The sequence below is a fragment of the Streptomyces sp. NBC_00996 genome, from assembly GCF_045162675.1.
Classification (GTDB): domain Bacteria; phylum Actinomycetota; class Actinomycetes; order Streptomycetales; family Streptomycetaceae; genus Streptomyces.
In genome coordinates, this window is the sequence record NZ_CP108723.1 from 8,724,400 (window position 1) to 8,748,338 (window position 23,939).

Consider the following 23,939-nt stretch of genomic DNA (forward strand, 5'->3'; position numbering starts at 1 on the left):
ACGCCGCCGAAGACGGCGTCCTCCCCGGGTGCGCGACCGGGCGACGCGGCGCGAGAGGCCTTGCGGCGGGCGGCCGGGGCGGGGAGTACTCCGGCGAGCCGTCCTGCCGAGGGGGCTTCCGGGGGCGCGCGTCCCGGTGACATCGCGCGCGAGGCGTTGCGCGCCGCGCGGGACGAAGCGAGGCGGGCGGCACACTCGGAGGCCGTAGATAGTGGGGTAACGAGACCTGGAACCAGGGGAGTTGAGGCCGGGCGCCGATCGGTCGAGCCGCACCCGGACGCTTCCCGGACTCGGTGGAGCAGACCGCGCCAGGCAGGCGGGTCCCGAGCCCGGGACCTACGCGATCTCCTCGCCGGCGCCTTCGAGTTGCCCACCGACGTGACGTCGGACCCGCATACGGCGCAGCCCCGGGACACTCGTGAGGCGGCTTCGGACGGGCCTCGCGTGCCGCCCAGGGACGTCCGCGAGGCGGCTTCCGATGCCGACCGCGCGCTGCCCGAGGACGCGCACGAAGCGACTTCGGAGCCGCAGCCTGCGCAACTCGGAGTCGCACGCGAGGCGACCTCGCCTGCCCAGTCGGCCCAGCCCGGAGTCGCACGCGAGGCGGCTTTGGAGCCGCACCCGGCGCAGCCCGGAGGCGCGCGCGGGGTGGAGAATTCGGAGCCGCAGCCTGCGCAACTCGGAGTCGCACGCGAGGCGACCTCGCCTGCCCAGTCGGCGCAGCCCGGAGTCGCACGCGAGGCGGCTTTGGAGCCGCACCCGGCGCAGCCCGGAGGCGCGCGCGGGGTGGAGAATTCGGAGCCGCAGCCTGCGCAACTCGGAGTCGCACGCGAGGCGACCTCGCCTGCCCAGTCGGCGCAGCCCGGAGTCGCACGCGAGGCGGCTTTGGAGCCGCACCCGGCGCAGCCCGGAGGCGCGCGCGGGGTGGAGAATTCGGAGCCGCAGCCTGCGCAACTCGGAGTCGCACGCGAGGCGACCTCGCATGCTCACTCGGCGCAGCCCGGAGTCGCGCGCGAGGCGACCTCGCATGTTCACTTGGCGCAGCCCGGAGGCGCGCGCGAGGCGGCTTCGGAGCCGCACCCGGCGCGGCCCGGAGACCCGCGCGTGGCGACGCCGGACTCGTCGGCCGCGCAACCCGACGACGACGGCGAGGCGTTCCCCGGGCGGCGCCCCGCGCGGCCCGGCTCCGTACCCGATGCGACCGCCGACCCGTTCCCGGCGCATCTCGGATCGCACTCCGGATCAGAGCGGCGGACCGCCCCTCAGGCCAACCGGCTCCCTCGTTCCATGGGATCCCCAGGCCGCGACGGTGAGCTCCGTCGTACCTTCCCCGCCTTCGCCGCGCGGGCGTCGGAGGCCGACGCCTTCGCGGAGACGTGGTGGGGGAATGCCTGGGTGACCGCCTTGGAGGAAGGGGCGCTGGACGCGGCGCGATTGGCGCGTGGGCGGGCCTATGCCGGGCACGGGTACGTCGACGCCATCACGGTCACGCCGGGGCTGGTCCTCGCGTATGTGCACGGGAGCCGACCGCGGCCGTACCGCGTGCAGGTCAGGGTGCGGACGCTGTCCGACGGCGACTGGGACCGCTTCCTGGACGCGGCCGCCGAGCGTCCCGGGCACATCGCCGCGCTGCTCGACAAGGAGATGCCCAGGTCGCTCGCGGAGTGCGGCGTCGCGCTGCTCCCGGGCCCCGGCGAGCTCGAACCGCACTGCAGTTGCCCCGACTCCGGGCACCCGTGCAAGCACGCGGCCGCCCTCTGCTACCAGACGGCGCGGCTGCTGGACGAAGACCCCTTCGTGCTGCTCCTGTTGCGCGGCCGCGGCGAACGCGAGCTGCTCGACGCGCTGTCCCGCCGTAACGCCACCCGCGCGGCTCGCGCTGCCCAGGAACAGGAACCCGCGCCCCTGCCCGGCGTACGCGCCGGCGACGTGATCGCCCGGCGCGCGCTGCCGCCGCTCCCGGCGCCGTTGCCACCGTCCGCGCACCCCGAGCAGCCGCCGACCTACCCGGGGGCGCCGGGCGGTCCGGACCCGTTCGCGCTCGACCAGTTGGCCACGGACGCGGCGGCTCGTGCGCACGCGCTGCTCACCACGGGCTGCGATCCCTTCGCGGAGCTGACGCTCTGGCAGGACGCGGTGCGTCTGGCCGCCGCCCGCCCCGGATCCGGGCTCACCGCCGCCACCCGCGCTCTGTACTCCTCGCTCGCCTCCGCGACCGGGCGCACCCCGGCCGACCTGGCGCGCGCGGTCGCCGCCTGGCGGCAGGGCGGATTCGAAGCGCTCCGTGTCCTCGAAGAGCCCTGGGACCCGCCGGCCGGCCGTTTCGACCGGGCCCGCCCGCTTCTCCTCGCCGCTGACCTCCCCGCCTTCCGCCCGTGGCGCAACCACCTCACCCACCCCCGGGGCCACGCCCAACTCCGCCTCGGTCACAACGGCCTCTGGTACGCCTACGAATCCGAACCGGGCCACGACGACTGGTGGCCCCGCGGCACGCCCGACCTCGACCCGGTCGGCGCACTGACGGGCCTCGGCGCACCGGGCGACCTCTGACACCGGGCACGGGACGGGGCCGCCCGCGACTGGTGAGCCGAGCAGCTTCTTCCGGCGGCGCGGCGGGCGGGCGGCACGACCGCTGGTGGCCCTACGGGCAGCGTTGAACGGGGATGCTACGAATCACTCGTCCGTCATGCTTGATGTACGGGGACGGGGAAAACCCTGCCCGGGCGCCCGCCGAAGACCGTGCGCTGGGCACTGGAGCACCACCCGCGCATCCAGAAGCCGGCGGCCGCCTGAGCCGCCGAGCGGTCGAACTGCGGTCATGAGCGAGGAGTCGAGCGGTGATGTTGCCGGAATCTGCGGAGGAACAACCTTCACACTGGCTGTTGGAGCGCGTCGACTTGGGAGAAGTGCCCTACGCGGCTGCGCAGGCGGACATGGCCCGCTGGGTTGAGGATGCAAACAGGGCCTCGCGGCCAACCGGCTCTTCCTGCTCACGCACCCTGCGGTGATCACCTACACCGCCCGGACGCCAACCATCCCGGATGCTGCGTCAGCTGCCCCGTCCGATCGCTGCAGGCCGCTACGCCAGGGCGTCAGGCCCCTTGGGTGGCTGTCGCCACCGGAGGGCAGGGACAGGGCGCGAGCTCGGTCCCCGTGGTCTGATCGTGCAGCCGGGGTGACGGTTCTGCGGCCGGGGCTTTGGGCGGCGATGACGCATGAGGGCACCGGGGCCCCTCCACAGCGAGGGGCCCCGGCCCGTGTGTTGGCGGGTGGTTGCGGGTTACGGGGTGAGCACCTGGCCGAGGTGGGTTCCTGCGGGGGTGCCCAGGGTGTCGCGGCCGTAGTACACACCACTGCTGGTGTCGACGCCGGAGCTGCCGGTGTCCAGCTGGAGGATCGTGCCGTCGTAGCTGTTCTCGCCCTCGACGCCGATGGCGAGGTCGGCGCGGCCCCAGCCGGACAGGTCCTGCAGGGTGACGGCGGAGCCGAACTTGTCGTTGGGCTCGGTCCAGCCGGTGATGCCGCTGGTGTCCTGGCTGTACGCATGAGCGCCGGAGCCGGTCAGCCCGGACGACGTGCCCTTGAGGAGTTCGACCATGCCCGCGTTGGACTGGTTCGTACCGCTGCGGGTGATGTCCTCGTTCGGCGCACCCGCCAGGACGTCCGCGTAGCCGTCGTCGTTGTAGTCGCCGACGGAGACGGAGGCGCCCATCGCGTCGCCGTCCTCGGCGGCACCCGGAACGCCGCTGGTGTCCTGGTTGATCGTCGTCATGCCGGTGGTGGTGAAGCCGGTCGAGGTGCCCGGGACCATGGTGACCTGGCCGCCGCGATGGGCGCCGGACTCGGCCGTGTACGGCTGGCCGATCACGATGTCGTCGTAGCCGTTGCCGTTCACGTCGCCCGCGGCGATGGAGCGGCCGCCCTTGACCGACAGGACGCTGACCTTGACCAGGCCGGAGGCGGTGCCCTTGAACCAGGTGACGCGTCCGGTGCCGGACTGGTCGCGGTAGTTGAGGGCCACGTCCGCGTAGCCGTCCCGGTTGAAGTCGCCGGTCGCGGCGTCCAGGTAGGCGACCGAGCCGGTGGAGCCGGTCAGCTTGCCGTACTGGGTGGCACCGCCGGTGAGGTGGACGTTCCAGGAGCCGCTGTTGCCGGAGCCGGCCGAGAAGACGTCGGCCTTGCCGTCGGCGTTGAAGTCGCCGACGGTGACCGCCGAGCCCAGCTTGGCGCCGCTGCTGGTGACGCCGGTGGTGGAGTAGGAGTAGCCGGAGTTGAGGCCGGGACCGTACAGAACGGTGACCGCGCCGCGGTCGCTGTGGCCGGAGGTGTCGTCCTCTCCGGGCGCGCCGATCGCAAGGTCGGCGTAGCCGTCGCCGTTGACGTCGCCCCACGCGGTCGCGGCGCCCCAGTTGTCGCCGGTCTCGGAGGCACCGGGCACGCCGGGGCTGGACTGCGTGAGCCTGGTCTCGGCGCTGCCGACGGGGCCGTCGGTGCCGCCGGGTACGACGACGACGTTGCCGACGCCGCCCGAGGCCCTCGGCACGCCGGCCACCAGGTCGTTGATGCCGTCCCGGTTGAAGTCGGCCGTGGGGATCGCGGAGTTCGCGCCGGCGCTGGCGGCGAAGCGGCGGATCTCGCCGAGCTTGGCGTACATCGCGTTGCCGGGGCACTCGGTGGCGTAGGCGTCGCGGTGACCGGAGATGGTGTTGAGGGTGGCCGCCTGACCCTTCTTCCACACCCCGGTGTCCTCCATGGCGGTCAGCGTGACCTTGCCCTCCAGGTCACCGCCGTACTGGCCGAGCTTCCAGGCGGCGAGCCGGGCGATGGACTCCAGCGTGGCCCGGGTCGGCCGGCCCGCCGAGGTGGTCGAGTCGCCCTGGAAGTTGCCGAGAACGGCGATGCCGGCCGAATAGCTGTTGAAGCCGTAGGTGTGCGCGCCCATCACCGGCAGGTCGACGCCGCCCGCGCGGCCCTCGAAGATCTGGCCGCACTTGTCGACCAGGAAGTTGTAGCCGATGTCGTTCCAGCCGTTGGACTGGATGTGGTACGCCATGATGCCGCGCACGATCGACGCCGACTGCGCGCAGCTGTAGCTGTTCGTACCGACCGTGTGGTGCACGAACACGGCCCGCACCTTGTCGATGTAGGAGGGCGGGTCGTCCACCATCGACTCGTTGGCGCCCCACTGCGCCCGGCTGATGATCGGCGGCTCGGTGACGGTGGAGGGCGGGGCGGTCGGCTTGGTCTCGCTCGGCGACGGCGACGCGGAGGCCGGTTCCGAGGGGGACGCTGAGGCCGAGTCGGAGGGCGAGGCGGTGGCTGTGGCCGTTTCCGACGCGCTGGGCGAGGCGGAAGTGATGTCGCTCGGGCTCGCGGAGGCCGAGTCGGTCGGAGAGGCCGTGTCCGTGGCGGCCGGGCTGGTCTCGGCGGCGAACGCGGCCGGCTCGGCCTCGGTGCCGATGGACCGGGTCTCGCCGGGGGTCACCACGCCCGGGTCGACGAGGTTGACCTCGAGCCCCTTGGGCAGTCCGGCACTCGTGCTGCCGTCGTCGCGGACGACCTGGACCTCGACGCCGTCGGACGGCCCGACCCACAGCGGCTCGGAGGCGCCCCTCATGCCCGCGGTGATGTCCTCCGGCGGGTCCTCGTCCAGCTCCAGGTTCTGCCAGCCACCCCACTGGCCGGACTCCAGGCTGCGGGTGCGCACCTGCGCGGTGCCGTCGACCTTCTTTGCGGCCCCGGTCCAGGTAACACCCAGCATCGAGAACGTCTTGGTGTCCGTGCGGGGCAGCTCCCGCTTGCTGCCGCCGGTGCCCTTCAGCGCGAGGTCGTAGACCTTGACCGGTCGCTTGGCGCGGCCTGTCGCGCCGGGATCGTCGGACGGGCTGGCGATGGCGTAGGTCACCACGCCCCCGCCTCCCAGGACGACGGCACCGAGCGTCAGCCACGCTCTTCGCTTCAGATTCAGCGGTTTATAGGCATGCGACGTGCGGCGACTCAAGACGTATCCACCCCAAAGAAAGCCGTAGTTGGCCATAGACGGCCACAGAAGAAGTCACGCGAGGCGCATCCGTCACACGAATGGCCTGCGCTTCCCCAGCGAGGTGCGATCGGGAAGCGTCACAGCCCGATGCGGGGAAGTGATGGAGATCATGTCGCGCCGTGGGCGCGGCGCGGTCCGGTGTCCAGGGATGTCTGCGTGGTCCGGGTGCATCCGGTGCGACCGGGTGCCGCTCAGCTCGCCCGGTCTTCCGGAGTGGGCAGTGACCCGGTGCAGGTGGCGCGGCCGAACCTGCCGGAGGCGGTGGCGCTTTGGACGTGCTGTCCGCGGACGGCGAGGGCGCAGCGGGCCTGGCCGCCTTTCTCGCCGAGGACGATGTTGACGATCGGCTCCGTGCCGAGCGGGACGTCCACGGTCTTGTGCCACGGCAGGCGGGCGTCGTGGACGGCTGTGGCGTTTCCGGACGCGCTGCGGGCCTGGTAGGTGATGTCGGCGATGCCCTCGCCGGTCACCTCGTACGTCACCGAGGCGGTGGAGGCCCGGTGTTCCGGCTCGCCGGCGCCCTCGCCGGTGTCGAGTACGCCATAGAGGAGGAGGCTGCCGCCGGCAGCCAGGGCGACGCCGGCCACGACCAGGGCGGCGCGGTCGCCGGTCCCCTTCTTCTTCTTGCCCACCGGTGTGAGTGACGGTTCCCGGGTGGCGGAAGCGCCAAATTCCTCAGGCTTCGTCTCAGGATCCGCCTCTTCGAGTTCTGGATCCGGTCTTTCGACTTCCGACTCCGCCGTTTCGGATTCCTGGGTTTTGCCGTGCACGATCGAATCCCCCTCGAAATTCGGAATGGTCATGTTCGGGCTGCAACCGGTGGTTATACACGATGCCGCGAGCCGGTGGCCAGCGTGCGGAAAAAACGGACATCGGGCAGCCCGTTTAATGCCAACCGTCGCCAATGTCCGACCACTTGACGTCGCGTCGCCGGAAGTACTAGAAACCCGGCGCCGCTGCCTGTGAATTCCGTTCCCGCAGATGGGACACGGTTTGCGGCGGTGTGTTTGGACCACGACGCATGAGGAAAGGTTTGGTGTGAGACCCAGATTGGGCAGGCTCATGGCGTGCCTGGTGGTGGCCGCGGTGACGAGTACCGCGCTCCCCCAGATTGCGTATGCGGCGCCCGCTGAAGACGGTGACGGTAAGGGAATCGTCGACACCGTCAAGGGCTGGTTCGCGGATGATGGCAAGGGAAACGAAAAGCCGCCGTCGCATGACGAATTGGGGATAGCCGACCGGCAGAAGCTGCTGACGGGAAAGAACGCCCCGACGGCCAGGCGGGTCAGGGAGCTGAAGAGCAGGCGCACGGCGAACGCACGGTTCTGGCAGCTGTCCGACGGCCGGGTGCAAGCAGAGTTGTCGGCGGTGCCGACCTCGTACCGGGACGGAACGTCGAAGTCCTGGAAGCCGATCGACACGGCTCTGCGCGCGTCGAAGGCGAAGGGTTTCGAGTTCGCCAACGCCACGAACGAGGGCCGCAGTTGGTTCGGTCCGGACACCGGCCGACTGGTGCGGTTCCAGTCGCCGGACGGCCGCTCGGTCACCCTGGGGATCGAGGGTGCAGGGAAGAAGCTCAAGCCGACGGCCAAGGGCGACACGGTCACCTACAAGGACGCCGTGCACGGCGCGGACCTGGAGTACGGCGTCGGCCCTGGCCGGGTGAAGGAGAACATCACCCTGGCCGAACGCCCCACCGGTCCACTGAAGTTCACCTTCACCCTGGACACCGACGGGCTGACGCCGAAGGCCCGCAAGGACGGCTCGATCGCGCTGTACGGCGAGCTGCCGAACACCCCGGTCATGGTGATCCCGGCGCCGTACATGACGGACGCGAAGAAGGCGGGCAAGTCCGTCTTCGGGAAGACCTACAGCACCAAGGTCACCCAGAAGCTGACCCGGGACGGCACGTCCTGGAAGCTGACCGTCACGCCGGACACGAAGTGGCTGGCCGCCAAGGAGCGCCAGTACCCGGTCGTCATCGATCCGACGATCACCATCGCGCCGTCGCCGACCGACTCCCAGGACACCATGGTCCTGTCGGACCAGGCGTCGACGAACTTCAACACCACCTGGAAGCTGTCGGCGGGCAAGACCGACACGGGCACCGCACGCTCGCTGATCAAGTTCCCGCTGAGTGAGATCCCGTCGGGCACGAAGATCGACTCGGCTCGTCTGGAGATGTACTTCGATCAGGCGCACACCACCAACGCCAACGATGTCACCATCGGTGCGTATCGGGCGACGGGTGCGTGGACCGAGTCGACGGCGAACTGGACCAACACCAGCTCCCTGGTGGGTGAGCTGTCCGGCACCAGTGTGCAGGTGGACGACCGCGACGCGGGCACCACGGCGGCCGTCGGCAGCTGGCCCGCTTCCACCTCGTCGCTGGCGCAGTACGGCATCAACGGCGACTACCTCTACAACAAGGACACCGTCGCCGGGGACACCTACACCTGGCAGCCGAAGCTCCCGGAGACCGCCTCCTACCGGGTCGACGCGCACTACGTGGCGGCCACCGACCGGGCCACGAACGCGCCGTACACGGTGACGTCCAAGGACGGCACCGCGACCTACACGGTGAACCAGCAGTCCGGCACCAACGGCGTGTGGACGTCGCTGAACGGCGGCTCGCAGATCAACTTCAACAAGGGCACGGCCGGCAAGGTTGTCCTGGGCGACGGTCCGGCGTCCTCGACGACCGCGGTGATCGCGGACGCGGTGCGCTGGGTGAACCCGGCGACGATCGTGAAGAACACCGGCGAGTACAACCAGTGGCACAAGTTCCCGGTCACCGACACCGTCCAGCAGTGGCTGAACGGCACTTCCACCAACAACGGCTTCGTCCTCAAGGCCACCGACGAGACGTCCACCGCCCCGACCGGCGGCCCGCGCTACGAGTCCGGTGACGGCGACTACGGCGGCGAGACGGCCACCATCCCCCGGCTGACCGTCACCTACGGCACCGTCGGCACCGCGCTGAACTCGCCGACCGTGGTGCACTCCACCGGCCCGGAGCTGAGCTGGAAGGCGTACTCGAACACCACCGGTGACTCCGGCCTGGACCCGGTCGAGTACCAGCTGCACCGCTCCACGCAGCAGGTGTTCACGCCGTCCGCGGCGACGCTGGTCGCGCCGATCGACAAGTCGGTCACGGCGTACACGGACACCACCGCGACCCCGACCCCGGACTCCTCCTCGCAGGAGATCGGGCGGTCGTACTACTACCAGCTCGCGGTGAAGACGAAGGACGGCCAGCTGCTCGGCTCGCCGACCCGCATCGTCGGTGTCCCGAAGGCGGGGCGCACCATGCGGCTGATCCAGGGCACGTCCGGGGTGACGGACACGACCCTGTCGTCCGGGCAGCCGACCACGAACGAGGACACCATCGCCTCCTTCGGCGTGGGCCAGAAGTGGCTGGAGGTGGGCAACAACTCCGCCACCTACGGCAAGGCGCGCGCGGCGATGAAGTTCACCACATCGAGCATTCCGACCACCGCCACGGTGCTGGAGTCGCGGCTGTTCATGTGGGGCGCGGAGACCACCACCGACACCAACGGCGCGATCTACGAACTCCACGGTCTGACCAAGGACTACGACGAGACGACGGCGACGTGGAACAACGCCACGTCGAGCACCGCGTGGACGGCGCCCGGCGGTGACTTCTCCGGCACGGTCTCGGACACGGTCGCGCAGGTCTCGGAGGTGGGCCGCCACTGGTGGGACGCCACGTCGCTCACCCAGGGCTGGATCAAGACGCCGACGTCCAACAAGGGCGCCCTGGTCAAGCTGAAGGACGAGACGACCACCGGCCCGCAGGAGCGCACCCTGTTCCTGTCCTCGGAGGCCCCCGACCCGCAGCTCGGCCCGCTGCTGCGCGTGATCTACGTCGACTCCACCACGGACGACACGTACTACGCGCCGCAGACCCCGGCCCGCATGACCCCCAACTCGACGTACACCGTGGACATGACGGTCACCAACACCACCAGCGCCGCCTGGGCGTCGGGAGAGCGGGTGATGTCGTACACGTGGAAGCTGCCCGACGGCACGGACGTGACGACCGGTGGCAACCAGCTGTCGACCGCGATCCCGGCGCTCTCGCCCGGCCAGTCGGCGACGATCCAGGCGCAGGTCAAGACACCGATCAACAGCGACTCCGGCAACAAGCGCACGGACTACGTGCTGGGCTGGGACGTCAAGAAGGTCTCGGACGGCAGCTGGCTGTCGGCCGGAACCGGCGGTATCCCCTCCCTGAAGCAGAACGTGGCGGTGGAGGATCCGACCTCCAACGCGCTGGGTCTGGAGAAGTTCTACTCGTACACGGGCAAGAACACGGGCGCCGGCTCGACGGTGATGAACAACCTGGCCTCGGGCAACAGCGTGTGGTCGTACAACGCGTTCACGAACCCGGGGCGCGGCCTGACCACGTTCGCCCGCTTCGCCTACAACTCGCTCGACACGAGTGACACGGTGCTGGGCGCGGGCTGGTCCGGCCAGGCTGCCGGTCCCATTCGCCTCGGCGCGCCGCTGGACTTCCACCCCAACCCGAACCCGACGGAGATCCGTCTCCCGGACGGTGACGGCACGACCCACGTCTTCACCAAGCAGGCCGACGGTTCGTGGAAGGCCCCGGCGGGCGTCCACTACAAGGTCACGATGAAGTCGGGTCTGGACTGCACGCCGGACAAGGACCCTGTGCCGGACGCGTGGACGCTGCTGCGTCCCGACGGCACCCGTTTCCTCTTCGGCTGTGACGGCTACATGACGTCCGCGGTCGACAAGAACGGCAACGCGCAGACGTACACGTACGAGGAACGCAGGTCCAACAACAAGCCGACCAAGTTCCTCACCTACATCACCGACCCGGCCTCCCGCCAGTCCCTCACGGTGGACTACTACAAGAAGGGCGACGCGTCGTACGACTACATCGACGACACGGGCGCCAAGGTCACCGACACCAACCTCACCAACTCCAAGATCTACGACCACGTGAAGTCCATGACGGACATCTCGGGCCGCAAGATCTCCTTCTACTACACGACGAAGGGCCTGCTCGGTCAATTCACCGACGGCGACGGCTCCAGCCAGCCGAAGGTCTTCAAGTTCACCTACGACGCCACCCAGGGCAACAAGAACGTCAAGCTGGTCAAGGCCACCGACCCGCGCGGGCACGGCACCTCGCTGGCGTACTACGCCCCGCAGACGGGCGACGATCCGAAGTACCACTGGTGGACGAAGACCATCACGGACCGTCTGCAGGGAAACACGGACTTCGCGTACGCGGCCGACACCGTGAACACGAAGTTCACCGACACCACCGTCACCGACGCCGAGTCACACGCGACGCAGTACGTGACGGACGACTTCGGCCGCCCGGTCCAGACCACCAACGCCAAGTCCCAGACCACGAAGATGTCGTGGGACGCGGACAACAACGTCACGTACCTGGAGGAGGACAACGGCGCCAAGACCGCGTACTGCTACGACGCCAAGACGGGCTACCCACTGTGGCAGCGCGACGCGGAGAACAACAAGGCGGGCGTCCCTGACCAGTCGACCGCCTGCGTGACGGACTCGGCCCAGTGGCCGGCGAACGCGGCCACGTACGAGTACCAGACGCGCGCCGACGGCTTCTCGGCCGACCTGTTCCGCAAGACCTCCCCGGAGGGGCGGGCCTGGCAGTTCGGCTACGACAGCTTCGGCAACCTGACCACGGTCACCGACCCCAAGGGCGTCGCCACGGCGACCGCCGGTGACTACACCACGTCGTACGAGTACGACTCCTACGGTGAGCTGACCAAAGCGACCGACGCCAACGGCAACCCGACGACCTACGGCGACTTCGGGCCCACCGGATACCCGAAGACGATCACCGACGCGCTGCAGAAGTCCACGGCGTACGTGTACGACGAGCGCGGCCAGGTCACCAAGGCCACCGACGCCAACCAGAAGGAGACCACGCAGACGTACGACACGTTCAGCCGCCCGTTGGCCAGAACGGTTCCCAAGGACCAGAGTAACGGCGACCTGATCACCACGCCCGCACCGCAGTACGACGCCAACGACAACGTCACTCAGTCGACGGCACCCAACGGCGCGGTGTCCACGGCGGCGTACGACGACGCGGACCAGATCACGTCGGCCACCGCGCCCAAGGACACCTCCACCTCCGACGAGCGGAAGACGACCTACACGTACGACAAGGTCGGCAACCTCAAGACGACGACGGAGCCCAAGGGCACGCTGACCACGTCGGACACCACGGACTACGTCACGACCAACAACTACGACCCGATCTACCAGCTCACGTCGGCCGTGAACGCCCAGGACGACAAGATCTCCTACGAGTACGACAACGCCGGCAACGTCGTCACGGTCATCGACGCGAAGAAGAACGCCACGGCGGACACCACCGACTACACCACCAAGACCGACTACGACCTGGACCACCGGGTCAAGCAGGTCACGGACGCCGCGGGCAAGACCACCAAGAAGTCCTACGACAACGACGGACTGGTCCTCTCGACGACGGACGCGGAGAACAACACCACGCTCATCACCTACGACGAGCGCGGCAAGCAGGCCGAGGTCAAGGTCCCGCACGACGGCACGTCGACCATCACCTACAACACGACCAAGTACGAGTACGACCAGGTCGGCAACACCACCAAGGCGATCACACCGCGCGCGGTCGCGGCCGGCACGACTACGGCGTTCGCTCAGCGCACCGACTACGACGCACTGAACCGCCCGGTCAAGCAGTACCAGCCCTACGACCCGGCGGACGCCCGCTACAACGACCCGAACGTCTACACCCAGACCAGCTACGACGACGTCGGCCGGGTGAAGTCGACCTCACTGCCCCCGTCCGAGGGGCAGACGGTCCGCAACACCACCAGCTACACCTACTTCGACAACGGCTGGACGAAGTCCTCCACGGACCCGTGGGACATCGCCACCACCTACGACTACGACGACCTCGGCAAGCAGACGACGCGGACGCTCACGTCGGCGGGCGGTTCCTCCAACCGCACGATGACGTGGGACTACTACCCGGACGGCAAGCTCAAGTCCCGCTCGGACGATGGTGTTCCGGTCGGCAAGAACGTCGTCCTGGTCGACAACTCCGACACCCAGAACACGTCGAAGACCGGCACCTGGACCTCGGGTGACGTCGCGGGCCAGCAGGGCTACGACCACGCCACACACGCGGCGGGCACGGGTACGGACGCCTTCACGTGGACGCTCAACGCCCCGACGGACGGCACGTACACCGCGTACGTGAAGTTCCCGCAGGTGACCGGTGCGGCGACGACGGCGAAGTACACGCTCACGTACGACGGCGGCACCGTCGACAAGACGGTCGACCAGACCGCCGCCACGGGTACGTGGGTCCCGCTGGGCTCCTACGCCTTCAAACAGGGCAACGCGGCCAAGCTGCAGCTGTTCCAGAACAGCGGCGGGAAAGTCGTCGCGGACGGCGTGAAGCTGGTCCGCGACAACTCCGCCGACACGGACAACGAGCAGAAGACGTTCTCGTACGCCTACGACGCGAACGGCAACCTGACGTCGATCGACGACAACTCCTCCGAAGCGAAGATCGACAACTACGGAATGGCCTACACCGGCCTCAACCAGGTCCAGAAGGTGACCGAGTCGCTGAACGGCACGGCCAAGAAGGCGACGTCATTCACCTACGACGCGGACGGCAAGGTGGAGACCGTCGACCACCCCGACCAGTACTCCGCGTACACGTACGACCTGCGTGAACTGGTGAAGACGGCATCGGTGGGCAAGTCCTCCACCGACACGTCCCCGAAGGTCACGTCGTACACTTACACCGACCGCGGCCAGCAGCTGCAGGAGACGAAGGCCAACGACAACACCGTCGACTACACCTACTACCTGGACGGTCTGGTAAAGACCCAGACCGAGAAGAAGGCGAACAGCACGCTCGTCTCCCAGCACACGGTCACCTACGACCCCAACGGCAACAAGTCGCAGGACATAGGCAAGAAGATGAACGCGGACACCCCGTCGGCGTACATCGACGTCACGGCCGACTACACCTACGACCCGGCCGACCGGGTCACCGAGGTGTCCAAGACCGGTGCGAGCACGTCGACAGAGTCGTACGTCTACGACGACAACGCCAACATCATCAGCCAGCAGGTCAAGGGCGTGGCGACGGCCTTCTCCTACGACCGCAACCGGCTTCTGTCAGCGACGGTCAGCGGAGCGGCCGCCTCGTACAACTACGACCCGTTCGGCCGGCTGGAGTCGATCACCGGTGGCGGAAAGGTCGTGGAGAGCAACACCTACGACGGCTTCGACCACGTGGTGAAGAACTCCAAGCTCCAGACCGACGGCACCCAGTCGGTGACGACCTCCACCTTCGACCCGCTCGACCGCACGGCCGACAAGACCGTGGCGGGCAAGACCACCAACTTCAACTACCTCGGCCTGTCGGACGAGGTGCTGAGCGAGGAGGTCTCTGGGTCGGTCACCGCGTCCTACCAGTACTCGCCGTGGGGCCAGCGGCTCTCCCAGATCAAGCAGTCCGGTGGCACCGAGGAACTCGGCGTGTACGGGTACAACACGCGCGGCGACGTCGAGTCCGTCACCACGTCAGCAGGTGACACCAAGACGACGTACGGCTACACCGCCTACGGTTCCGACGACGGTGCGGAGTTCAGCGGAGTCGACCAGCCGGACGCCACCGATCCGAGCCAGGAGCCGTACAACTCCTACCGCTTCAACGCGAAGCGGTGGGACGTCTCCTCCGGCACCTACGACATGGGCTTCCGGGACTACGACCCGGACCTGAACCGCTTCACGACGAGGGACATGTACAACGGCGCCCTCGCCGACATGCGCCTCGGCACCGATCCCTTTACCGGGAACCGGTACGCCTTCACGGGCGGCAACCCGGTGAACCGCTTCGAGCTGGACGGTCACATGCTGTGCAGCCAGCCGGGACCGTACTGCGGGCTCGACGTCGACACGTCCGACACCGAGGAGGACACCTCGCTGCCCGGCGACGACTACCACTTCCAGACCTCGTACGACGTCGAGTCGAACGGCACGACCGGCTTCGAGGACTCCGAGTCCGGCCACAAGTCGATTTCGGCCTGGGAGAACTTCGTCGGCGGCATCCTGTACTGGGGTACGCAGGCGGAGAACCCCCTCAGCAACCTTCCCTTCGTCGGCGATCACCTCGGCAACGACCTCGGGTACTCCAACACCTCGGGGATCTGCGCGGGGGGCGACGTGGCTCTCGGGCTGGGGGGCACCCTCTCCGGCTGTGCCGCCGTCATGAAGACGGATGACGGTTACGACCTGGCCTGGACCGGGTCCAAGGGCGGGGAGGTCGGCTTCGGGTACTCCGGCTCGTTCGGCCTGATGTACAGCAATGCCGACGACTGGAACCAGGTGCGGGGCTCCGGTGTGGACTTCGGAGTCTCCGGAGGCGCCCCAGTGGGCGTCTACGGAGACTTCGGGCTGGCCGTGAACAGCACCGCGTCGACGTGCCAGGAGGGTGCGCCGATCACCAGCGTGGTCACGAACAGCGACGGCGTACCTGTGGGGACCATAGGATTCGGTGTCACGACACCGGGTTTTTCCGTGTCGGGTGCCTACACCTGCACGGGCGTCACAGGCTAGTCGTCAGCTGACCGGAACCGCAGAACAACTGGCGGCCATGGCGGCGGGAGCCTCACGGTTCTCCCGCCGCCATGGCCCTCCCCTCGGCGGCCGAAGCAGCTGAGAGGCAAGAATGCGCGAAGGGGTCCTTGAAGGCCCGGACGCACGGAAGGAGCCCGAGCGAAGTGCTTGTCATTGGTGCCCTGTTTTTCATTTCCGGCGTGATATTCGCCTTCAACCCCATGGGGGCCGGGGAGAAACTCATCCGACTCAACTTCCGCGCGGGGGGCGTGCGCCTGATGGTGAGCGAACGCTATCTGGCGCGCAAGCTGGGAATCATGTTCCTCGTCATGGGCTCCGGCGTACTGGCGGCGCAGATGCTGCTGTCGCTGGGTGTCGACGAGGGTGCGCTCATATCCCTGCTGCCAGTGGCCGTAGTGGCGCTCCTCGCTCTCGTCGGCTCCACGATCTACGCGATCTACCGGGCTTCGTCCCGCCATGACGGAGGCTGAGACGGCATGTCGGTTCCCCCGCCGCTGTTTCCGTATCCACCATCCGTGCCCGCTCAGGTGCAGGCGAGGCTGAATCCCCTGGCAGTCACCGCCCTGGTGACGTCGCTGCTGTGCCTCGCTCCCCTGGGATTGATATTCGGTGCTGTCGCGCTGCTGCAGATTTCCAGGAACGGGCAGCGGGGAAAGGGACTTGCGATTGCCGGAATCTCTGTTTCCGGTGCGGTTCTTCTGCTGGTCGGTCTTGCCGCCCCGTTGATCGACTTCAAGGTCTGGACGCTACCAGCTCGGAGTGACAGCGGGGAGGCCGCGGGACCGGGGTGGACCACGGTCCATTCACTCACGGCCGGTGACTGCTTCGACCCCGGCAGCGGGCTGCCCGAACGCGACACGCTGGCGCTGGGGGGCGCGAGCGTGCGATTGGTCCCGTGCGACGAGTCACACCGAGGAGAGGTGTATGGCACCTTCGCATTGTCCGGGGAGGGAGAATTCCCGGGTCGGGACGGGATCGCGGCGATCGCACGACCGCGGTGCGTGAGACTCTTCCTCGACTACTCGATGGATCCGATGGCCTTCGGGCGTCTGCAGACCTACTACTTCCATCCGGACGAGCGGGGCTGGGATGCCGGGCGGCGCACTGTGGTGTGCTGGGTGGCCCGGCTGGATATGACGGAACTGGACAGTTCGGTACAACGCGACGCGTCCGATCTCGACCCCGCTCAACTGGCCTTTCTCTCGGCTGTGAAGCCGCTGAGCATCGGAGCGGCACTCCGCCCCGTGAAGAGCCCTCAGCAGGACCTCCCCGGTGCCACCGCCTGGGCTGATCAGATGGCCGAAGCGCAGACCGAGACCATCCGGATGCTCAAGGACACCGAGCTGCCCGGAGCCGAGCAGCCGACCGAGCAACTCGTGGCCGAGCTCGAAAAGGGACTGCCATTCTGGCGGCAGGCATCCGAGGCATCCGACGCGGATACCTTCCTCGGGCATCTGCAGTCCGTCGACCAGCACAGCGGAAACAAGTATGTCCGTCGGATACGCGGTCTGCTGGATCTCCCTATGCCCACAACCAAGCCGGGGCAGGCGCTCCAGAGCACGGCCGTTCCGGCAGACGTGTGAGTGCGCTGTTGTGCGGTCGACTCCGGGCACAACACACGTGGTGCTTCCGCGCGTTGGCATGTCGCCGGCCCTCACCGTGGCGAGGACCGGTCGCTCGGGGGCTGCCGGGATTCCGGCCGGGAACGCCGTGCGGGTGGGCAATCCTCGATGGAACCCTTTTGGTGCGATGTCTCGCCGATCCGACAACTGCTGTATCGCCGCCGTACGGTTGCACCCCTGACCAACCGGTATTCGGGCAGCCCGCGTCCTCGACGAGCCGTGCGTGTCGTCCGTACCGCCACACCCCGGACTGCACTGTGTGCCCAGAGCATCACAAGGGACCTGCAACCGGCGGTTACCGTCTGGAGTCATTGCGCATCGGCGTCCGGATTTGCGCATTCACTGCGCATCAGGCGCAAACATTGCGCATCGAGTCGTGAATCCTACAGTGCGTGTAGGGTCCACGGCTCCGTGAGCAGTGCGTCCTGTGACGACGCCGAAATCCGAGCTCTGTGAGCACTGGCTGAGTCGGTCTGGCATGAGCAATCTCGCCGGTGAACGGTCGCTGGCAGTTACAGTCGGTAGTGATGCCGGTTCCGCTCGCGCCTGTTCGACTGAGAAGGCGGGCTGGGGTTTGTCGGATTGGCGTCCTGTGCAACCGTGGTTTCTCCTAGCGTGTCTACTGCGGGGGAGAAAACCAGGCCAACTCCGGAGGCCGGGCGCCCCATTGCGGGGCCACCAAGAAGGTAATGGGGGGAATGGGCGATGGAGCAGACCTACGACCCGATCCTGAGCAGCGAAGAATTACCCAGGTGGAGGGTGACGAACCGGCTGCGGCCGCCAGGGCCCGGCCGGGCTCTGGTTCTTGTCGGGGACAGCGGCCCCTCGTTGACGATCCACAGCGGTGAGGAGATCCCGTTCTCCCGGCTCAGCGCGTATCGCAGTGTGATGACCGTCGACCTGACCGAGCACCAGCTCACTCTCGGCATCCCGCTGCTCAGCCGTGATCCTGCGTCGTACTTCCGTAGCCGGGTCGACCTGTTGTGCCGGGTCGCGGACCCGGCCGAGGTGGTCTCCCGGGGAATCCGGGACGTGAGCGAGGCGCTGTGCGGCCATCTGCGCACGACTCTCCGCAATGTCGCCCGCGACTATGACATCGCCGACTTCTACGAGGCGGAACGGGCTCTCAACTCTGCCTTGGCCGACTTCACCGGCGACGATGTGGTACGGCTGCGCATCATCCGGATTGAGCTGCTCGTCGGCGAGGACGAAGTCGCCGCCAGGCGGAAGTTCCGGGATGTCGCACAGGAGGCCCAGCTGTTGGAAAGAGCGGACGTGATGCGTGCGGAGGGGGCCGACAGGCTGATCGCCGAACTCATAGAGCAGGAGGGGCCGCGGGGAGCCCTGGCCTGGGCGAAGAAGTACGAACTCCGGCGCGAGGTGATGCGCCTGATCCTGGAACGCGGTGACGCCGAGCATGTAAGGGGTGAGGCTGCGTATCGCGCGGTCCTGTCTGCTCTCAAAGCATCGCGAGAGGCACAAGAGGCCACAGATGGCACTGAGTCGTCTGCGACACGGAACGCAGTAGACGAAGAGGTCGCCGCGGCGTCCGAAAACCTTGAGCACACACTGGCCAGACTCTTCGTGCGCTTGGGGCCGCCGCCTGAGCCATCAGGCCTTGGCCCTGGGCCATCTGGCTCTGGGGGCGGAGGTGAGCAAAGGTGAGCCCTGAAGAGAACCCGAGGCTTCCAGCTACTCAGTCAGCTGATCCGGTCATCTCTGCGGGCTTGGAGATTGCCATGAAGTGGGGCACGGCTCTCGGTGGTCCTGAGAAACTCGAGGTCGCGTTCAAGGCGCTGGAACCGCAGCTGAAGCGGGAGCATCAGATACGGCTGCGCCAGCTTGACAACCAGCGAGCGCAGGCCGAACGCGATGCGGCTGCTGCTCAGGCCGCAGCCGAGCGGACGGCAGCCGTCGCGAGAGCTGAAGCGGAGCGCGTGGCACAGGAAGCTGATCGCCGCCGCAACCACATCTACCGCATGAGCGGGCTCATCTGTGGCGTTGTCATCTGCCTAGCATTGCTAGGCAGTGGGGTGGCTGTTGCTCCGGACCAGCCATGGCTAGCGACGCTGTTGTGCGGCCCGAGCCTGCTCGCCCTCGTGAAGATTTTTGTACTGCGACGCAGCGACGTTGATGACATCAGGGCGACTTCCCGTGCCTCCCGCGACGCGGCGTCTGCCTCCGACCCCCCTCCTGCGCAGCCGCCGGCTCCCCCTGTGCCCTGAGCATGCGCAGCCAACACGCCCGAGTTACAGCAGGTGCCGCCTAACGGGCAGGTCAGCTCACGGTGACGTGCAGTTGGTTGTCCTTGGCCAGGTGTTCGCTGACGCCCAGCGTAGCTGCCCGAGTAGTGGGCCTGCCCGTGCACCGACCGGACCTGCTGCCACGGTGTCGACTCGTGTCGGCGGCGGCTGAATCATGATCCACTTTGTCCGGGTGGCTTCAGGGGGTCAGTGTTCGGCCGTGTCGAGAACTCCGCGAAGTTCGCCAATCGCAGCCGCACAAAGGGTACTTCACGGACCGACTCGTCCTCGTACCGGGTGAACGCCGTGGGCGCTGTACGCCCACGGCGGGTCTTGCCTGTGCTCCGTACCGCGATATCGCGGACCATACGGACAGTGAGTATGTGAAGTACCGGATGTTCCGGGCCTCTTGACCCGCACAGCGATGGACGCGCCAGGATGCCGGTGCCGGGATGCTCTCGCGGCCTCCTGACCCGCACTCGGATCGACCGTGCTGTCCTTCCTCGGACATGTCGGTGGCCCGGGAACATCCCGGCGAGGCGCTCGCCTCGCCGACGGGAGTGACTTAAGGAGAGCTTGGCCAAGGTCCCATCACTGTCTTGTCCGCCGCCTCGGTGACCGCGCGCCGACCCACCGCGCTCTCGTCCGCGAGGAGGCCGACATGGCCAGCATCCCACCCGTCTCCCGCGTCGTCATCGGCGGCGTGGACACTCACAAAGACCTGCACGTCGCTGCCGTGATCGACACCGACGACCACGTGCTGGACACCCAGGCGTTCTCCACCACCCGCGCCGGCTACCGCGCCCTCCTGCGCTGGATGCGCACCTTCGGCGATGTCCGCCGCATCGGCATCGAGGGCACCGGCTCCTACGGCGCCGGACTCCTGCGCCACCTCCAGCAGGCCGGCATCGAGATCCTCGAGGTCAACCGGCCCGACCGCTCCGACCGGCGCCGCCGCGGCAAGGACGACACCCTCGATGCCGAGAACGCTGCCCACGCGGCCCTGGCCGGCAACCGTGTGATCACCCCCAAGACCCGCACCGGCATGGTCGAGTCCTTACGCGTCCTGCGCGTCGCCCGCTCCACCGCCGTCAAAGCCCGCCGCGTTGCCCTGCAGATGCTCCGCAGCCAGATCATCTCCGCCCCCGAAGAACTTCGCGACCAGGTCCGCAACCTGACCCGGATGCAGCTCATCCGCACCTGCGCCGCCTGGCGGCCCGACGAGACCGACTTCCGCGACCCCGTCTCGGCCACCCGCATCGCGATCAAGTCCCTGGCCCGCCGCTACCTCGAACTTGATGACGAGGTCGCCGACCTCGACGCGATGATCGGGCCCCTGGTCCGCGAACTGGCACCCTCACTGCTGGAACGGACAGGCTTCGGGATCGAGAACACCGCCCAGCTCCTTGTCACCTGCGGCGACAACCCACAGCGGGTCACCGACGAGGCCCGCTTCGCCAAACTCTGCGGAGTTGCTCCGCTGCCCGCCTCCTCCGGGAAGGTCCAGCGTCACCGGCTCAACCGCGGTGGCGACCGCCAGACCAACTCCGCACTCCACATGGCCGTGGTCTGCCGCGTCCACTACGACGAGGCCACCCAGAAGTACCTCGAACGCCGCACCAGCGAAGGCAAATCGAAGATGGAGATCATGCGGTGTCTCAAACGGTACGTCGCCCGCGAGGCGTACTACCTGATCAAGCAGGACAGCACCCCGAACCGGTCCGTCCAGAGGGGTTGACATTCAGGAGAGCGTCAGCGGAACGCACGAGTTAGGCAGAGATCGGAAGTGCCGCACAGCCGATGACTACCGACCGTAACGATTGCTAAGGAAAGCACGGATTTGCTAATCCGCTGCTAACGAAGGGCCTTCATTGCTCACGAAATCGCGGATCCTACAGTGCGGCACTCCCGGGGTCAGCGGTCTTGGGAGAGGGGGAGCAGTTCCTGGAACAGGCCGCCGGCGTCGGCGAGTTCCTCGTACCGTCCCTGCTCGGCGATCCGGCCGTACTGCATGACGACGATCTCGTCAGCGACCCGCGTGTTCTCTGGGGGTTCCCCGGCTGTGGTGTGACGTCGTACGGAGCCCCCTCGTTGGGGAGGTTGCGACGGTTCTCAGGGGGTGCGGCTCTGCGGTGGATCGTTGCGAGCGACTCGTGGAGTAGAGGTACATCAGTGCGTGCATTCCCTGTACAGCTGCCGTCGGGCATTCGGTACTGGACCGTGGTGGACGACGAGTTGGGAGTGGTGGAGGAGGCCGACCGCTTCCTACGGGAGCTGAGGTTGGCCCGGGGCGGGTGGAGACGACGACGAAGGCGTACGCCGAGGCCGTCGTGCTGTACCCGGGTTGGTGCGCGAACACCAGGCGGGAGTGGCAGACCGCCGCTCGCGACATGCGGTTGTTCAGTTGCTGTGGCTGAAGTGGACCAGGAGCCCGGGACCACCATCGACCGGGCCAGCGACGAGGAGATCGTGGCCATGTTCCTGCAGTGCCGCTCCGCCCGTGACCGGCTCATCCTTCTTCTGCTGTCGCGGGTCGGACTGCGCCCGGGGCAGGTCGCGGGCCTGCGCCGCTGCGATCCTCATCTGCTGATGGACTCCCGCAACGCTGGGCTGCGACATCGAGGGCGCCCACGTCCACGTCGTCCGGCGCGAGAACGAGAACCGCGCCTGGTCGAAGTCGAAGAAGTCCTGGGCCATGCCGGTCGACTTCCTTGTGGTGCAGGCTTTCGACCAGTACGTGTTGGAGCGTCACAAGCGTCTGGGCGCCGGAGGCAGCGACTTCATGCTGGTCAACCTGTCCCGGCCGCCCTACGGGGCGCCGATGACGACCGAATGCGAGAGCAATAGTCAAGACCTGTGGGTCTGGGTAGCTTGTGTTCCTGGGCTCGCCTAGGCGATGACGGGTTTCACCTGGTGTCTGTAGCATCACGGGCATGCCCGGCATATGGATCGGTCTCGACACCGCTGCCCGGCGGAGGAATTGGTGGTGGACCGGGTTCCTGACGCTGGTCTGCTTCGGCGCGGCGGTAGCGATGGCACTGTCTGAACGGGCGGCGGATCGGTGGTGGTGGGTTGGCGGCGTCGGCGTGTTATGGCTGGTCGCGTTCTTTTACATGATCAACCGTGGATACGGTCGGACGCTCCTCACGCCGAATGGGATGGAGTTCCGCACCTTCGTCAGTCACAGCTCGGTCTCGTGGACCGAGATCGCCCGGATTGAGAAGCGGCGCCACCAAGCACGCAGTGGTGAGTGGTGGGACGTGTGCGCCGTGCGGGTCCGTGGACGGGCACTCACGGTTCCGGGCGTCTTCACCAGCAGTCGGTGGGATGCCGACTTCGAGGAGAAGTTGGCGGTGATCCGCGAGTACTGGTCCCGCGCAGTCGTCGGTTGATGGTGCTCAGGCCACAGTGGCTTCGGATCGCTCAACGAGTTGTCCGCGTTCCGGCTCGCCGACCCGCCTTCCTGGCTGGCCGAATTCGTCGCCCACGTCGCCGCCGCCACTGCGTCGCCCGGGCCTGCGGCTTCGTCACCGACCTGGGTCGGCTCCCGGGGGACGAACACTCCAACTCTCCCCAGGCTCTACTCGAACGCTCCCGCCTCCCGGGACGCTCGATGGGCTCCTCCGCCCGCGCGCTGGAGGACCTCTTCACCCTCCGCGGCCTGGCTCTGCCAACCACAAACCGCCCTGAGCATCCTGCCTGACCTGGCACTCTTACTGGTGGATCATCGCGGCAAGAACGACTGGGCCCTGGCCGACGTGCACGACGTCGAAATCTTCGTGGCCAGCCTGCCCCGGGCCCGCAAGTTGCGGCTGAACGTGCTGCGGCAGTTCTTCCACTTCGCCCGCTCCCAGCCCGGCCGCCGGGCGGTGACCGTTGGCCGGGCCGGGAGACGCCGGTACGTCAGCAGCTCTCCTCGGTCTTGACTACGCCGAAGGTGATCGACTGGTCGTTGACCGGGTAGCCGGGGGCCGGCCGCTGGGTACAGATCTTCCACTCGGACTCCTCGCGGACGACGCGGTGCTGTCCGCTGATGTCGGTGGCGGTGATGCGAGCGGCCGAGGCGATCTGCTCCCTGGCGCCCTTGAGGTTTCCGCCGATGAAATCGGCCATGCCGCCCACGGCGCCGCCCTGGTCCTCGGAGGTGTTGGGTGTGGCGGTGGGCCGGGGTATGGCGGGTGTGGGCCGGGTGGTCTGCCCGGCCGAGCCGTCGGTGCTGCAGGCGGCGAGCGTGGCGAGCAGCACCATGGCGGTGGCGGCCTTCGCGACGGTGGTACGCATTTCTCTCCCGGATCCGTGTGAAGAATCGATCATGGTCGCCAGGCGTCCCCGGCGATGCGGACA

15 protein-coding genes are annotated in these 23,939 nt (G+C 67.9%); 10 read left to right on the forward strand and 5 right to left on the reverse strand.

The features are described 5' to 3' along the window. Nucleotides 1–336 precede the first annotated feature (336 nt). Nucleotides 337–1,224, reverse strand: a complete 888-nt coding sequence (locus tag OG390_RS40580) for a hypothetical protein (protein WP_406174941.1) — start codon at nt 1,222–1,224, stop codon at nt 337–339. 63 nt (nt 1,225–1,287) lie between these two features. On the opposite strand from OG390_RS40580, the gene OG390_RS40585 reads away from it, so the two are divergent. Beyond that, nucleotides 1,288–2,550 carry an SWIM zinc finger family protein gene (locus OG390_RS40585; protein ID WP_406174943.1) on the forward strand — a complete coding sequence of 421 codons (1,263 nt, stop codon included), beginning with the start codon at nt 1,288–1,290 and terminating at the stop codon, nt 2,548–2,550. Nucleotides 2,551–3,280: 730 nt separating this feature from the next. Here the strand turns inward: OG390_RS40585 and OG390_RS40590 are convergent. Beyond that, the gene (locus OG390_RS40590) at nt 3,281–5,908 is read right to left on the reverse strand and encodes an FG-GAP-like repeat-containing protein (RefSeq protein WP_406174944.1); all 2,628 of its coding nucleotides are present in this window, start codon (nt 5,906–5,908) and stop codon (nt 3,281–3,283) included. Between the two features lie 326 nt (nt 5,909–6,234). After that, a complete protein-coding gene (locus OG390_RS40595) occupies nt 6,235–6,675 on the reverse strand; it encodes a hypothetical protein (RefSeq protein WP_406174946.1) in 441 nt (146 codons plus the stop codon). A gap of 430 nt (nt 6,676–7,105) precedes the next feature. Here OG390_RS40595 and OG390_RS40600 point away from each other — a divergent pair, with 430 nt between their 5' ends. From OG390_RS40600 to OG390_RS40625, 6 genes are all read left to right on the forward strand, one after another. After that, nucleotides 7,106–15,709, forward strand: a complete 8,604-nt coding sequence (locus OG390_RS40600) for a DNRLRE domain-containing protein (RefSeq protein WP_406178161.1) — start codon at nt 7,106–7,108, stop codon at nt 15,707–15,709. A 164-nt stretch (nt 15,710–15,873) separates the two neighbouring features. Then, nucleotides 15,874–16,200, forward strand: coding sequence for a hypothetical protein (locus OG390_RS40605; protein ID WP_406174947.1), 327 nt, complete (start codon nt 15,874–15,876; stop codon nt 16,198–16,200). A gap of 45 nt (nt 16,201–16,245) precedes the next feature. Continuing rightward, nucleotides 16,246–17,313, forward strand: coding sequence for a DUF4190 domain-containing protein (locus OG390_RS40610; RefSeq protein WP_406174949.1), 1,068 nt, complete (start codon nt 16,246–16,248; stop codon nt 17,311–17,313). Nucleotides 17,314–18,240: 927 nt separating this feature from the next. Then, the gene (locus tag OG390_RS40615; protein WP_406174950.1) at nt 18,241–19,017 is read left to right on the forward strand and encodes a hypothetical protein; all 777 of its coding nucleotides are present in this window, start codon (nt 18,241–18,243) and stop codon (nt 19,015–19,017) included. Continuing rightward, nucleotides 19,014–19,577 carry a hypothetical protein gene (locus OG390_RS40620; RefSeq protein WP_406174952.1) on the forward strand — a complete coding sequence of 188 codons (564 nt, stop codon included), beginning with the start codon at nt 19,014–19,016 and terminating at the stop codon, nt 19,575–19,577. The genes OG390_RS40615 and OG390_RS40620 overlap by 4 nt, the downstream gene beginning before the upstream one ends. A gap of 679 nt (nt 19,578–20,256) precedes the next feature. Further along, nucleotides 20,257–21,333, forward strand: a complete 1,077-nt coding sequence (locus tag OG390_RS40625) for an IS110 family transposase (RefSeq protein WP_406174954.1) — start codon at nt 20,257–20,259, stop codon at nt 21,331–21,333. A gap of 662 nt (nt 21,334–21,995) precedes the next feature. Here the strand turns inward: OG390_RS40625 and OG390_RS40630 are convergent. Then, nucleotides 21,996–22,292: a hypothetical protein gene (locus tag OG390_RS40630; RefSeq protein WP_406174956.1), complete on the reverse strand. Its 297-nt coding sequence runs from the start codon at nt 22,290–22,292 to the stop codon at nt 21,996–21,998. Here OG390_RS40630 and OG390_RS40635 point away from each other — a divergent pair. The 3 genes from OG390_RS40635 to OG390_RS40645 all read left to right on the forward strand — a co-directional run bounded on the left by OG390_RS40635 (nt 22,291) and on the right by OG390_RS40645 (nt 23,521). After that, nucleotides 22,291–22,488: a hypothetical protein gene (locus OG390_RS40635; protein ID WP_406174957.1), complete on the forward strand. Its 198-nt coding sequence runs from the start codon at nt 22,291–22,293 to the stop codon at nt 22,486–22,488. The two genes, OG390_RS40630 and OG390_RS40635, sit on opposite strands and share 2 nt — an antisense overlap. Nucleotides 22,489–22,528: 40 nt before the next feature. Beyond that, the gene (locus OG390_RS40640; RefSeq protein WP_406174958.1) at nt 22,529–22,987 is read left to right on the forward strand and encodes a hypothetical protein; all 459 of its coding nucleotides are present in this window, start codon (nt 22,529–22,531) and stop codon (nt 22,985–22,987) included. Nucleotides 22,988–23,314: 327 nt separating this feature from the next. Then, nucleotides 23,315–23,521 (forward strand): hypothetical protein, encoded by a 207-nt coding sequence (locus tag OG390_RS40645; protein WP_406174960.1) that lies wholly within the window; start codon nt 23,315–23,317, stop codon nt 23,519–23,521. Here OG390_RS40645 and OG390_RS40650 read toward each other — a convergent pair. Then, the gene (locus OG390_RS40650) at nt 23,499–23,876 is read right to left on the reverse strand and encodes a hypothetical protein (protein WP_406174961.1); all 378 of its coding nucleotides are present in this window, start codon (nt 23,874–23,876) and stop codon (nt 23,499–23,501) included. The two genes, OG390_RS40645 and OG390_RS40650, sit on opposite strands and share 23 nt — an antisense overlap. Nucleotides 23,877–23,939 lie beyond the last annotated feature (63 nt).

Excerpts from the sequence above, each read along its gene's own strand:
- OG390_RS40580 (WP_406174941.1), bottom strand. The coding sequence starts at position 1,224 with ATGCGCCGGGAACGGGTCGGCGGTCGCATCGGGTACGGAGCCGGGCCG.
- OG390_RS40585 (WP_406174943.1), top strand. The coding sequence starts at position 1,288 with ATGGGATCCCCAGGCCGCGACGGTGAGCTCCGTCGTACCTTCCCCGCC.
- OG390_RS40600 (WP_406178161.1), top strand. The coding sequence starts at position 7,106 with ATGGCGTGCCTGGTGGTGGCCGCGGTGACGAGTACCGCGCTCCCCCAG.
- OG390_RS40615 (WP_406174950.1), top strand. The coding sequence starts at position 18,241 with ATGACCGTCGACCTGACCGAGCACCAGCTCACTCTCGGCATCCCGCTG.
- OG390_RS40625 (WP_406174954.1), top strand. The coding sequence starts at position 20,257 with ATGGCCAGCATCCCACCCGTCTCCCGCGTCGTCATCGGCGGCGTGGAC.
- OG390_RS40635 (WP_406174957.1), top strand. The coding sequence starts at position 22,291 with ATGCCGGTCGACTTCCTTGTGGTGCAGGCTTTCGACCAGTACGTGTTG.
- OG390_RS40630 (WP_406174956.1), bottom strand. The coding sequence starts at position 22,292 with ATGGCCCAGGACTTCTTCGACTTCGACCAGGCGCGGTTCTCGTTCTCG.
- OG390_RS40640 (WP_406174958.1), top strand. The coding sequence starts at position 22,529 with ATGCCCGGCATATGGATCGGTCTCGACACCGCTGCCCGGCGGAGGAAT.
- OG390_RS40650 (WP_406174961.1), bottom strand. The coding sequence starts at position 23,876 with ATGCGTACCACCGTCGCGAAGGCCGCCACCGCCATGGTGCTGCTCGCC.